The organism is Massilia sp. (assembly GCF_032106685.1).
GTDB lineage: Bacteria > Pseudomonadota > Gammaproteobacteria > Burkholderiales > Burkholderiaceae_D > Telluria.
The window spans coordinates 40,141-51,978 of sequence record NZ_DAMCPG010000042.1 but is presented as its reverse complement, the minus strand read 5'-3'; the positions used below and the strand labels follow the sequence as shown (position 1 = coordinate 51,978).

10 protein-coding genes are annotated in these 11,838 nt (G+C 68.1%); 2 read left to right on the top strand and 8 right to left on the bottom strand.

From position 1 onward, the window contains the following. From RT688_RS19435 to RT688_RS19405, 7 genes are all read right to left on the bottom strand, one after another. Positions 1 to 581: carbohydrate ABC transporter permease (locus tag RT688_RS19435; protein ID WP_313706497.1), on the bottom strand; the 581-nt coding region annotated here is incomplete at its 3' end. 10 nt (positions 582 to 591) lie between these two features. Continuing rightward, complete coding sequence (locus tag RT688_RS19430) at positions 592 to 1,461, bottom strand: sugar ABC transporter permease (protein ID WP_313706496.1); 870 nt, start codon at positions 1,459 to 1,461, stop codon at positions 592 to 594. Between the two features lie 50 nt (positions 1,462 to 1,511). Continuing rightward, entirely contained in the window at positions 1,512 to 2,801 is a 1,290-nt protein-coding gene (locus RT688_RS19425; protein ID WP_313706495.1) for an extracellular solute-binding protein, read from the bottom strand. 132 nt (positions 2,802 to 2,933) lie between these two features. Then, the gene (locus tag RT688_RS19420; protein WP_313706494.1) at positions 2,934 to 3,893 is read right to left on the bottom strand and encodes a glycoside hydrolase family 43 protein; all 960 of its coding nucleotides are present in this window, start codon (positions 3,891 to 3,893) and stop codon (positions 2,934 to 2,936) included. A 150-nt stretch (positions 3,894 to 4,043) separates the two neighbouring features. Next, positions 4,044 to 5,006 carry a LysR substrate-binding domain-containing protein gene (locus tag RT688_RS19415; RefSeq protein ID WP_313706493.1) on the bottom strand — a complete coding sequence of 321 codons (963 nt, stop codon included), beginning with the start codon at positions 5,004 to 5,006 and terminating at the stop codon, positions 4,044 to 4,046. Between the two features lie 133 nt (positions 5,007 to 5,139). Continuing rightward, on the bottom strand, positions 5,140 to 6,438 hold the full coding sequence (locus RT688_RS19410) for a carbohydrate porin (protein ID WP_313706492.1): 1,299 nt from the start codon (positions 6,436 to 6,438) through the stop codon (positions 5,140 to 5,142). Between the two features lie 139 nt (positions 6,439 to 6,577). Further along, positions 6,578 to 9,010, bottom strand: coding sequence for a membrane-bound PQQ-dependent dehydrogenase, glucose/quinate/shikimate family (locus tag RT688_RS19405; RefSeq protein WP_313706491.1), 2,433 nt, complete (start codon positions 9,008 to 9,010; stop codon positions 6,578 to 6,580). A 120-nt stretch (positions 9,011 to 9,130) separates the two neighbouring features. On the opposite strand from RT688_RS19405, the gene RT688_RS19400 reads away from it, so the two are divergent. Together RT688_RS19400 and RT688_RS19395 are read left to right on the top strand one after the other, a co-directional pair. Further along, positions 9,131 to 9,814, top strand: a complete 684-nt coding sequence (locus RT688_RS19400) for a TetR/AcrR family transcriptional regulator C-terminal domain-containing protein (RefSeq protein WP_313706490.1) — start codon at positions 9,131 to 9,133, stop codon at positions 9,812 to 9,814. Beyond that, the gene (locus tag RT688_RS19395; protein WP_313706489.1) at positions 9,811 to 10,131 is read left to right on the top strand and encodes an EthD family reductase; all 321 of its coding nucleotides are present in this window, start codon (positions 9,811 to 9,813) and stop codon (positions 10,129 to 10,131) included. The genes RT688_RS19400 and RT688_RS19395 overlap by 4 nt, the downstream gene beginning before the upstream one ends. Positions 10,132 to 10,204: 73 nt before the next feature. Here the strand turns inward: RT688_RS19395 and RT688_RS19390 are convergent, their stop codons facing one another. Continuing rightward, positions 10,205 to 11,650 (bottom strand): NAD-dependent succinate-semialdehyde dehydrogenase, encoded by a 1,446-nt coding sequence (locus RT688_RS19390; RefSeq protein ID WP_313706488.1) that lies wholly within the window; start codon positions 11,648 to 11,650, stop codon positions 10,205 to 10,207. Between the last annotated feature and the right edge of the window lie 188 nt (positions 11,651 to 11,838).

Here is an 11,838-nt window from a genome sequence, read left to right as displayed (position 1 = left end):
ATGTTGCCCGAGATCGGCAGGTAGACGCTCCACAGCACGCGCAAGGGGCTGGCGCCGTCCATCGCCGCCGCTTCGCGGAAGTCGGCCGGGACCTGGTCGAAGAACTGCTTGAACACGTAGATCACGACCGGCGACACTACCTGCGGCAGCACCAGTCCGGCGTAGCTGTTGATCATGCCCAGCTGGTGCATGATGCGAAACAGCGGCACCAGCAAGGCCTCGAACGGCAGCAGGAAGGCCAGCATGGCCAGGCCGAACAGCAGCGAGCGGCCGCGAAAGCGCAGCTGGGAAAAGGCGTAGGCCGCCATCAGACTGATCGCCATCGTCACCACGGTGACCAGCAGCGCCACCAGGGCGCTGTTGAACAGCCAGCGCGGCATGTTGCCGGCGACGAGGGTCTTGCGGAAGGCGTCCAGGGTCCAGGTCTGCGGCAGCCAGTGGAACACGACGGAGACGGTCTCGTGTTCCGGACGCAGCGCGGTGGACAGGGCCCACAGCAGGGGGAAGGCCCAGAGCGCGGCGAGCAGCACGGCCGCGGCCAGCGCGGCGACCGTCCACCCGAGTTGCGAGCGCTGCTTCATCGATCCCTCCTCATGTTGCCTTCCTCCCCAGCGCGCGCGCCAGCAGCGACAGGACGATCACGACCAGCATGAAGGCCATCGCGACCGCGGCCGCGTAGCCGGCGTCGCTCTGGGTGAAGGCGGTTTCGTACATGTAATGCAGGGTGACGCGGCTGGTGTTGTAGGGACCGCCGCTGGTGAGGATGTAGGTCTGGCCGAAGACCTTCAGCGAGGCGATCAGCTGGATCAGCAGCGCGGTGCCGAGCACCGGCTTCAAGGCCGGCCAGGTGATCGCGCGGAACAGGGTGAAGCCGCGCGCGCCGTCGAGCGCCGCCGCCTCATACAGCTCGGCCGGGATATTGCGCAGGCCGGCCAGCAGCATCAGCATGTTGAAGCCGACCGTCCACCACACGGTGCCGATCGCCACCGCCGGCAACGCCCAGTGCACGTCGGCCAGCCAGGCGCGCTGGCCGCCCACCAGGTGGTTGATCACGCCCGACGAGGGCTGCAGCATCCAGTCCGCGATCAGGGTCATGACGGAAATGGGCAGCACGTAGGGCAGGAAGAAGGCGCCCTGCAGCCAGGCCTGGGCCTTCACGAAGCGGTGCACCAGCAGCGCCATCAGCAGCCCAAGGCCGGTCAGCGGGATCACGGTCAGCAGCGCGAAATAGAAGGTGTTCCAGAGCGAGGCCCAGAACGAGGGGTCGGTCGCCAGGGTCGCGTAGTTGTCCAGGCCGACGAAGGCGCTGGTGCGCGTCAGGCTGCTCTCGGTCAAGCTCAGGTAGAAGGTGTGCAGCGCCGGCGCCAGGAAGAACAGCAAAAAGGCGAGCACGAAGGGCGCCAGCAGCAGCGCGGCGGGCAGGCCCTCGGCGCGCGCGACCTGCCGGACGGGGATGGACACGGCGGGCGCTTGCGCTGTTCTCGGCATCGGTATCTCCATCTGCCTCTCCATCAATACCGCGGCGGCTTCTTGCGCAGCAGGCGCAAGGCCTCTTGCTCGAACATGTCCATCGCCTCGGCCGGGGTCAGCTGGCCCGACAGCGCGCCCGGCATGAACTTCGAGGCCATCGCCTCGACCGGGCCGGCGGCGCCCATGTACCAGCCGTCCGGATCGTAGACGACGTTCTGCGCGGCCTGGGCATACATGGCGTTCGGCATCAGGGCGCGCGCCTCCGGCGATTCGGCCACCGGGCGATAGGCCGGCACGTGGCCGCCCTCGGCCCAGCCCAGCGAATGGCGGCTGACCCAGGCCATGAAGGCAAGCACCGCCCGCACCTTCTCCGGCGGCATCGGGCGCCCTTCGTTGGCGGGGATCGCAAAGGCATGCGAATCGGTCCAGACGCTGGCGTCCTGGTACAGGCGCGGGAACGGCACAATGCCGTACTCGAAGCCGAGCGTGCCGGCCTCGGTGGTGCGCACCAGCTCCGGCACCTCCCACACGCCGTTGATCATGAAGCCGGCGCCGCCGCCCATGAACTGGCTGGTCGAGGCCGGGTAGTCCAGGCCCACCGGGCCGTAGCCGCGGGTGAACCAGGCGCTGACCTTGGCCAGTTCCTCGACGCCGGCGCGGCCGTACGCGAAGTGTCCGTTCGCTATCAGCGGCGCCTTGCGCTGCGCCAGCAGCGACACCCACAGGCGCCAGATCGCATACGAGCCCTGCCCGGATTCCATCGCCAGGCCGGCCTTGCCGCTGCGCTCCTTTACTGCGCGGAAGGCGTCCGTCAGGGCCTGGTAGCCGACGATGGGCTTCAGGCGCCCGGCCTCGTCGAGCAACCCGGCCTGGTGCGCCAGGGACTTGTTGTAGTACAGGACCAGCGGGTGCAGGTCGAGCGGGATCGCGTAATGGGCGCCGGCGTAGCGCGATTTCTCCCACTGGCGCGGGAAGTAGTCGCCCCCCTCCAGGCCGGCGGCGGCCAGCTCGGCCGGGACGATCGGGCGCAGCACGCCGCCGCCGGCCAGGTTCGGCAGGCGCGACAGGTGCACGGTGGCGACGTCCGGCCCCTCCCCGACCACGGCCGAGGTGATCAGCTTGGTGTAGAAGGGCTCGCCCCATTTCAGCGTGGTGCTGACTACGCGCACCCCGCCCTGGCTGGCGTTGAAGGCCTCGACCAGCGCCCGCATGCGTGCGCCGTCGCCGCCGCTGAGCAGGGTCCACATCCTGAGGGTGATTTGCCCCCGCGGCTGGGCGCGCAGCAGCGCCGGCGCGCCCAGCGCGCCGACCAGCATGGAAGCCTTCAGCATGCTCCTGCGTTGCGTCACATCGTCTCCCTGTCCTTCGTCGCGGCCTGTCCCGGCCGCTGCCTTGCTTCGAATCGCACTGCCAACCATCCCGCCATTATCGCTCCCCTCCGGCCAAGTTTGCGCCAGCCTGGGCTACCTGATCAGCGTCGGCCCGCGCGCGACCGGCTTGCCGTCGACCCAGTCGAGCTTGTCGAGGTAGAGGAAACGCCGCTCGCCGCGCTTGCCGGCGGGTGTCAGTTCCCAGGCGTGGTAGGCGATGTAGTCCTGGCCGCCGACCCGGAACACGGCCTGGTGGCCGGGTCCGTACAGCAGGCTCTCCTTGCTGCTCTTCAGGAAAGGCGTGTCGCCGACCGGCTGGCAGGGGCCGAGCGGCCCGGCGCAGCTGGCATGGCCCACCGCGTACGAGCCGTCGCCGAAGTCGTTGGCCGAGTAGAACAGGGTGTACCTGCCGTCCCGCAGCACCATGGTCGGCGCCTCGATCACCTTGCCCTCCCAGCTGCGTCCATTGGTCAGGAGCCGCGTCGGCTGCCCGATCACGGCCAGGCCGTCCGGACGCAGCTCCTGCACGAAGATATGGGTCGGCATCTGGCAGCAGTTGCCGTCGCTCTTGAAGTAGAGGTAGAGGCGGCCGCCGTCCATGAAGGGACTGGCGTCGATGGTGCCGCCCAGCGCCACCTGGCAGACCAGGGGCCTGGACGCGCCATCGACGAAGGGTCCGGCGGGCGAACTCCCCACCGCCGCGCCGACGCACTGGCGGTCCGAGGCCTGGTCGTGCGCCGTGTAGTAGAGCACGTAGCGCTCGCCCAGCTTGATCACTTCCGGCGCCCAGACGTGGGGCTCGTGCGGACGCACCCAGCGCGCCAGGGTCGGCATGGCGTCGGGCAGCTTGCGCCAGGCATGCAGGTCGGTCGAATGCAGGACCGGCACGTTGATGCCGTCGCCGTTGGTGGCATAGGCGTAGTAGCCGCCGCCGTCGGGCAGCACGAAAGGATCGGGGAAGTTGCCGATCGCGCTGGTGGCCTGGTCGCCGTGGACGCAGCCCAGCAGCGCCGCGGCGCACATGCCTGCCAGCAGGGTTCGCAACCGTTTCATTCCCTGCCCTCGCGCGCAGGCGTCATCTCCAGGCATCCGTGCATGTCTCGCTCCTCGTCTCGTAACAGCTGTCCTGTCTGGGATCATACGGACGGGCAGCCGCGATTTCCCATAACGAAACTCGCAGGAGATATGCCAAAACCGTATTCGTCAGGTTTGGAGAGCGCGCGGGACGGCGGGCGCCAGGCCAGCCGCTTCGCGCAGGGCCGCGAGCATGGCCCCGGCCGAGGGCGACAATTGGTGGCGCTTGCGCGTGACGATGCCGTACACGTCGCCGCGCAGCCCGAGCTCAAGCGGCAGCACGGCCAGCGTGCCCGCTTCCAGCTCCGCCTGGACCAGGCCGGGCGGCAGCGCCACCACGCGCTCGCCCTGCGCCAGCAGCCGCGTCACCAGCGGCAGCGACAGGGTTTCGACGATGTCGACGGGTTGCGGCAGGCCGCGCGCAATGAACAGCGCCATCAGCCGGTCGCGCAGGCGCCCCGGCGGCGGCAGGATCCAGGCGGCGCCGGCCAGGTCGTCGAGCTGGATGTCGCCGCGTTCCAGCCAGGGGTGGCCGGCGCGCACGATCAGGCTGCGCGCCTCGTCGGCCAGCGGTTCGAAATCGAGTTCGACGCCGGCTGCCGGATCGTGGATGCGGCCGATGACGATGTCGAGCTCGCCGGCGCGCAGCTGCTCGACCATGGTATTGCTGCCGTCGACCGAGACCGCGACCTGGATGCGCGGGTTGCGCTCCTTGAGCAGCTTGAGCGCCTGCGGCACCAGCGCACTGGCCGGTGACAGCACGCTGCCGATGCAGACCCGCCCGCCGAAGCCGGCCTGGCCCTGGATGATTTCCTGGTGCGCCGCATCCATCTCGGCCAGCGCCGCGCTGGCGCGCCGGATCAGCACCTTGCCGTACCAGGTCGGCGCCACCCCGCGCGGCAGGCGCTCGAACAGGGGAACGCCGAGCGCGTGCTCGAGTTCGCCGATCAGCTTCGAGGCGCCGGGCTGGGTCAGGCCGGCCGCCTCGGCCGCGTGCAGGATCGAAGCGTGGCGGCCCAGTTCGACCAGCAGCACCAGGTGCCGAATCTTCAGGTGAAAGCGGATGAACCGGGTGGAAGACGAATCGCGCATGCCGCCTTGTGAAATTTTTGTCAAGAAATCATAAGGCAGCGCTGATGCAAGCGTCAATGTAGCGCGGGTAGCGTGTCGGCATGCGGCAACGCCGGCGACGGCCCTGCCCGCGCAGGACAGGGCCGGCGCGGCCTCAGAAGGCCACCGACGTCTTCAGGCCGAGCACGACGGCGTCATGGTTCCAGGTGCTGGCGCCGGGATGCTTCACGTACTGCAGGTTGGGACGGATGCTGACCGAGGGCAGCGGCGACCAGCTGTAGAACACTTCGGCCGCGTATTCGTAGCCGTGGGGGACGGCGTGCGCTGCCTCGTCGCCGCGCTGGGCCGCGGCGCGGCGGCCGTTCGCATGGGTGGCCCCGATCGCCACGCCGATCATGTCGCGCGGACGATCGAAGGCGCCCTTGTATTCCATGCCGACGGCGACCTGGCGATCGGTCGAGGCGGTGAACTTGTCGGCCTGGGTGGCATTCAGGAACACGGTCGCCCCCCTGCCGCCGGCGCTGCCCGTCACCTGCTGCTCGAGATTGACGTAGACGCCGTAGGCGCCGTCGCGGCGCAGGGCGTCGGCGCTGCCCGCAACGAGCGGACGGCGCAGCGCATCCAGCGCCACGTCGTCACCGTCGGAGGTGTTGTACCAGGCGCCGACCTTGTAGCTGCCCGGCAGGCCCCGATACAGGCCGGCCTGCGGCTGCCAGCCGAATTCGACCGGGATCAGGGCGCCGGTCGTGCCGTGCGGATTGTTCGGGTGCAGTCCCTTGCGCACGGCGTAGCCGTCGTCGAGATAGCGCGGATTGACCTGGTAGACGCCCAGCTGCAGGTAGCTTTCGCGCGAGGTGTTGACTTTGGCGACGCCGGCCCAGACGCTGACCGGCCAGTTGGCCCAGTAGCTGCCGACCAGGTTGCCCGGCTGCGAACCGCAGAAGCTCAGGTTCTGGAAGTCGCAGGAAAAGCCGGCGAAGTCGGCGCCGATGCCCATGCGGCCGGCCTTCAGCACCAGCCTGCCGTCCAGCAGCGCTTGTTCGAGGTGGAAGTCGGTCAAGCGCCAGGTCTGGCCGCGGCCGTACACTTCCTGGACCTGCTGGAAGGTCCCGAGCCCGGCGTCCGTGCTCAGGTTCTTGCCGTTGCGGTTGGTGACCGTGGCCTTGAAGCTGGCGCCCTGCCAGCCCCAGAGCCTGCCCAGGTCGAGGCGGCTGCCCAGGACCCACTGGTCGCTGTAGCGGGTCAGTTCGCGGGCGCCGCCGCTGCTGTTGTGCGCCAGTTCCGAGGTATAGCCGAAGTCGAAGGAAACGCCCTGCTCGGCCAGGCGGCTGCGCTGGCCGTTCCAGTCGCCGAACAGGTAGGGGCCGGCGTCGGCCGCCGAGGCGAATTGGGGCGCCAGCAGGCCGAGCGACAGCGCCGCGGCGATGGTGGTCTTGCGTGAAATGATGTTCATGATGTGATGGCTTCCGGCAATGTAGCGGCCCGGCCGGTCCCGGCGGGAGCCGCCATGCGTGTCCGGATCGTGCCGGGTGTACAAGTAAGGGGAGTGAAATAGCGCGCGCCGTGGGAGAGCGGCGCGCGCTGTCGGGTGATTACTTCCTGGTCGCGGGAGCGGCAACCCCGTCAGGCAGCGCATAGGCAACGATCTCGTCGCCCATCGCCGTGCCCAGCGAGCCGTGGCCGCCGGCCATGACCACGATATATTGCTTGCCGGTCTTGTCCGACACATAGCTCATCGGGGTGGCCTGGCCGCCCGCGGGCAGGCGTGCCTTCCAGATTTCCTTGCCGTTGCTGACGTCGTAGCCGCGGATGTAGTAATCCAGGGTGCTGCTCAGGAAGGTGACGCCGCCGCCGGTGGTCACCATGCCGCCCAGGCTGGGCACGCCCAGCGGCAGGGCAATCGGGACCGGTGCGCTGTCGCGGGTCGTGCCGTTCTTATGCATCCAGACCTTTTTCATGGTCTTCAGGTCGACCGCGGCCACGTAGCCCCAGGGCGGCGCCTGGCACGGGAAGCCCAGCGGCGACAGGAAGGGGCCGATCTCGACGGCGAACGGAATGCCGGTCTGCGGTTGCAGGCCCATCTCGCCGCCGGTACCGCCCTTGGCGTTGGCTTTCTCGCGCGGCACCAGGCGTTCCAGGAAGCCCATGTAGTTGGGGTTCAGGATCAGCAGCTGGCGCACCGGGTCGACGCTGGCGCCGCCCCACTCGAAGATGCCCAGCGGGCCCGGGGAGATGATGGCGCCCTTGCCTTTCTCGCCCACGGTCTGCGGGGTGAACGGCCCTTCGTAGCGGTGGTTCTTGTAGATGATGCGGCAGGCCAGCTGGTCGAACGGCGTGGTGCCCCACATGTCGGTTTCGCTGATGTTACGCTCCGGCAGGAAGCTGAGCGCCGAGTAAGGCTGGGTCGGCGACAGGCGGTCGCCGGGGGCTGCATTCTCGGTCGGCACCGGCTTTTCCGGCGCTGGCACGACCAGCGTGCCATTGCGGCGGTCGATCACGAAGATGTGGCCGGTCTTGGTGGTGGCGACCACCGACGGCACCTTGCCCTTCGGGGTGTCGATGTCGACCAGAGTCGGCTGGCCGCCGATGTCCATGTCCCAGATGTCGTGGTGGACGGTCTGGTAGACCCAGCGCAGCTTGCCGGTCGCCAGGTCGAGCGCGACGATGGCGCTGTTGAAGCGCTCGCCGTTCTTGTTGCGCATGCCGCCCCAGGTATCCGGGGTCTCGTTGCCCATCGGGATATACACCATGCCCAGCTTTTCGTCGATGCTCGACACGCCCCAGGAGTTCGGGGAATTGCGGACGTAGGTGTCGCCTTCGGTCAGCGGATTGGTCTCGTCCGGGCGGGCCGGATCCCAGTTCCACACCAGCTTGCCGGTGACAGGATCGTAGCCGCGGATGACGCCGGACGGCTCGTCGGTCGACGCGTTGTCGGTCACGCTGGCCGCCATCACGATCATGTTCTGCGCCACCGCCGGCGGCGAGGTCGGCATCAGCATGCCGCGGGTCTTGACCGGGTGTCCCTTGTAGAGGTCGACGACGCCGTTGTCGCCGAAGGACGCGCAGGACTTGCCGGTATCGGCGTTGACTGCGATCAGGGTGCCGTCCATGGTCGGCGCGATGATGCGGCGCGGGCACTCCATGGTCGCGGCATCGGCCCGTGCGGGAGCGCCGTTCAGCGCCGGCGCATTGGCGTCCCAATACGAGACGCCGCGGCAGATCATGTGCTGGTAATGGGCGGCGTCGCGGTTGATCTTCGGATCGTGGCGCCAGATTTCCTTGCCGGTGTCCGGATCGAGCGCGATCACGATATTGTGCGGCGTGCACATGTACAGCATGCCGTTCACCTTCAGCGGGGTGACTTCGTTGGCGATCTCGCCCGGGTCGGTCGGGCCCTTGAAGTCGCCGGTGTGGAAGCTCCACACCTGCTTCAGCTGGCCGACGTTGGCCGGCGTGATCTGCGCCGCGGGCGCATAGCGGTCGCCGTAGCCGGAGCGGCCGTAGGCCGACCAGTCGTTGGCGGCAACGCCGGCGGCATCGTGGGTGCCGACGCCGGCCATGTTTTCCTCCGCGACGACGCCGTGCAGGTCATGGTAATCCTGGAACAGCGCGACCACGCCGACCAGCAGCGTGACCAGGGCCGATGCGATCAGCGCCTTGCGGCCGGCGTCCATGCCTTCGGCAGGCTTGTCCAGGCGCCGGTCGACGAAGGGCAGGAGCAGCCAGACGGCGGCGGCAAACCAGATATCCAGCCGCGGCAGCAGCTGCCACCAGTCGAACCGGACTTCGACCAGGGACCAGGCGACGGTCACGATCAGGATCGCCGCCATCAGGCCCAAAGCAGAACGGCGTCGCTTGAGAACAAGGACGCCGTTCACGATCAGGGCGAGGCCCGAGACCAGGTAGTAGACCGAGCCGCCGAGCGTGGCCAGGTAGATACCCCCGCCGAGCAAGGCCAGGCCGAGGAGGATGAAAATGGATCCGGTAATTGTAAGAAGCGGTCCGGACCGCGAAGAGGGGTTCATAAAAGTCCTTGGGAAAGTTCCAGGACGCTATGATATGCTCCCACAACAGGTTTGTAAACCGCTTGGTTTCTTAATTTTTTAACAATAAAAAGAATACTGACCCGTGATTTGAGGAGAACAATGGACAAGGACGAACGGCCCAAGGTGGGGCGGCCCTCCACCTATACATCGGAACAATTGCTCGACCGTTTGGTCCAGGCAGCGATCGACATCCTCGACGAGCAGGCCGCCAACGCCGATTTCAGCGTTGCGCAAGTGGCACAGCGCGCGAAGGTGTCGAAGCGCAGTGTGTACATGGTCATTGCTAGCAAGGAAGAGTTGATCGGACACATCATCGAGCGTGGCGCCAGGGTCGCCACCACCATGCTCGATTTGCCGGTGGCGAGCGCGCAGGATGCGCGCGTGGTGCTGGGCCGCTTTTTGGTGGAATGGGTCCGTTTTGCCTGCAGCGCGCAGGCGATCGGTCTCTACGTCATGGCGATCCGCGAGCGCAGCCGCTTTCCCGCGATCGGCGAGGCCTATTATCGCAACCGCAACGAGCATGGGTTGCAGCAACTGGTGGCGTGGCTGGAACGCATGCACAAGAAGAATTTTTGCCCGGTGCCCGATGCCTTGCTGACGGCCGACCTGGCGTTGAACATGGCCGCGTCCGAGCGCCAGCGCATCCTCGCGCTGGGCATCGACGCCCCCTATGGCGAGCGCGAACTGGACGAACGCGTCGAGTTCATCCTGCAGTTCGTGTTTCGCGAACCCGCCGCCGGCGTGCGCCGGCAGGCATCCGTTTCCGACAGGAGCAAGGAATGATCAAACTGAGTGTCATGTACCCGGCGGGCCCGGATGCGGTGTTCGACCATGCCTATTACCGCGATGTCCACATGCCGCTGCTGAAACAGCGCATGGGCGCATCCTGCAGGCGCTACAGCATCGACCAGGGCATGGCCGGCGTCACGCCGGGCAGCGCGCCGGCTTTCCTGGCAATGTGCCACGTGTACTGCGACTCCGTGGAGGCGCTCATGGCCGGCATCGGCCCGCACGCCGCCGAGCTGGCGGCCGACCTGGCCAACTTCACCAACGTCACGCCGGTGCAGCAGATCAGCGCAGTGGTGACCGAAGAGGCCTGACGTTGAAGAATGAAGGACGCCGCGCAGGGACGGACCCGGGTCCGTCCCTGCGCGGGCTTGCTTTGCTACCCGCTTACACGCCGACCATCGACACCGCCTTGGTGTTCAGGTAGGCCTCCAGCGCTTCCGGCCCGCCTTCCGTGCCGTAGCCCGAATCCTTGATGCCGCCGAAAGGCAGCTCGGCGCTCGGCGTGGCGGGCTGGTTAATCCAGAGCATGCCGACCTCGACGCGGTTCATCAGCAGGTGGGCGTTCTTGATCGAGCGCGTGAAGGCATAGCCGGCCAGGCCGTAAGGCAGGCGGTTGGCCTCGAGGATCGCTTCCTCCAGGCTGTCGACGCCGCGGATCGCGGCGACCGGGCCGAAGGGCTCGTCGTTGAACACGCTGGCCTCGAGCGGCACGTCGGCCAGGATGGTCGGCGCGAAGAAGTTGCCGGTCTCGCCGACGCGCTTGCCGCCAAGCGCCACCGTGGCGCCCTTGGCCTGGGCATCCTCGACCACCTTGCCGATGGCGGCGACGCGGCGCGCGTTGGCCAGCGGGCCGAGGGTCGTGCCCTCGACCAGGCCGTCGCCCAGCTTCAGTCCTTCGGCGTGCTTGACAAAAGCGCGCGTGAATTCTTCCTTGATCGCGTTGTGCACCAGGAAGCGGGTCGGCGAAATGCAGACCTGGCCGGCATTGCGGAACTTCGCGGCGCCGGCGGCCTTGACGGCCAGCGCCACGTCGGCATCCTCCGCGACGATGACCGGCGCGTGGCCGCCCAGCTCCATCGTCACCCGCTTCATGTGGGCGCCGGCCAGCGCGGCCAGCTGCTTGCCGACCGGGGTCGAGCCGGTGAAGGTGACCTTGCGGATCACCGGGTGCGGGATCAGGTAGCCGGAAATCTCGGCCGGGTCGCCGAACACCAGGCCCACCACGCCCGGCGGGATGCCGGCGTCGACGAAGCACTGCAGCAGCGCCGCCGGCGAGGCCGGGGTCTCTTCCGGCGCCTTGCACAGGAAGGAGCAGCCGGTGGCCAGCGCCGCGCCGAGTTTACGCACGATCTGGTTGACCGGGAAGTTCCACGGCGTGAAGGCGGCGACCGGGCCGACCGGTTCCTTCAGCACCAGCTGCTGCGCCTTCGGATTGCGCGACGGGACGATGCGGCCGTACACGCGCATGCCCTCGGCGGCGAACCAGTCGATGATGTCCGCGCCGGCCAGGATCTCGCCCTTGGCTTCGACCAGCGGCTTGCCCTGCTCCTGGGTCAGCAGGCGGGCGATGTCGCCGGCGCGTTCGCGCAGCAGGCTGGCGGCGCGGCGCATGGTGGCGGCGCGTTCGGCCGCGGGCACGAAGCGCCAGGCCTCGAAGCCCTGCTGCGCCGCGGCCAGCGCGCGGTCCAGGTCGGCGATCGAGGCATGGGCCACCGTGCCGATCGCCTGACCCGTGGCCGGGTTGAGCACCGGGATGGTCTTGCCGCCTTCGGCATCCTGCCATTCGTTGGCGATGAGGAGACGGGTATCGGGATAGCTGGACGTGGTCATGGCGTATCGGTTCCTGTGTTGGAGTGAGAACAGGATGATAACCCGGACGCGGGCGGATTGCAGTCGCCGCGTCGGCAGGCGGCAGAGGGAAGACGGCAAGCGTGCGGGCCCCCTGCCGGGCCGATGCTAGACTTTAGCCTCGGATTTCGCACATACTGTCGCCGCCAGGCCCGGCCCTGGCCGCCTGC

Coding starts and splice junctions, on each gene's coding strand:
- RT688_RS19425 (WP_313706495.1), bottom strand. CDS start 2,801: ATGCTGAAGGCTTCCATGCTGGTCGGCGCGCTGGGCGCGCCGGCGCTG.
- RT688_RS19420 (WP_313706494.1), bottom strand. CDS start 3,893: ATGAAACGGTTGCGAACCCTGCTGGCAGGCATGTGCGCCGCGGCGCTG.
- RT688_RS19415 (WP_313706493.1), bottom strand. CDS start 5,006: ATGCGCGATTCGTCTTCCACCCGGTTCATCCGCTTTCACCTGAAGATT.
- RT688_RS19410 (WP_313706492.1), bottom strand. CDS start 6,438: ATGAACATCATTTCACGCAAGACCACCATCGCCGCGGCGCTGTCGCTC.
- RT688_RS19405 (WP_313706491.1), bottom strand. CDS start 9,010: ATGAACCCCTCTTCGCGGTCCGGACCGCTTCTTACAATTACCGGATCC.
- RT688_RS19400 (WP_313706490.1), top strand. CDS start 9,131: ATGGACAAGGACGAACGGCCCAAGGTGGGGCGGCCCTCCACCTATACA.
- RT688_RS19395 (WP_313706489.1), top strand. CDS start 9,811: ATGATCAAACTGAGTGTCATGTACCCGGCGGGCCCGGATGCGGTGTTC.
- RT688_RS19390 (WP_313706488.1), bottom strand. CDS start 11,650: ATGACCACGTCCAGCTATCCCGATACCCGTCTCCTCATCGCCAACGAA.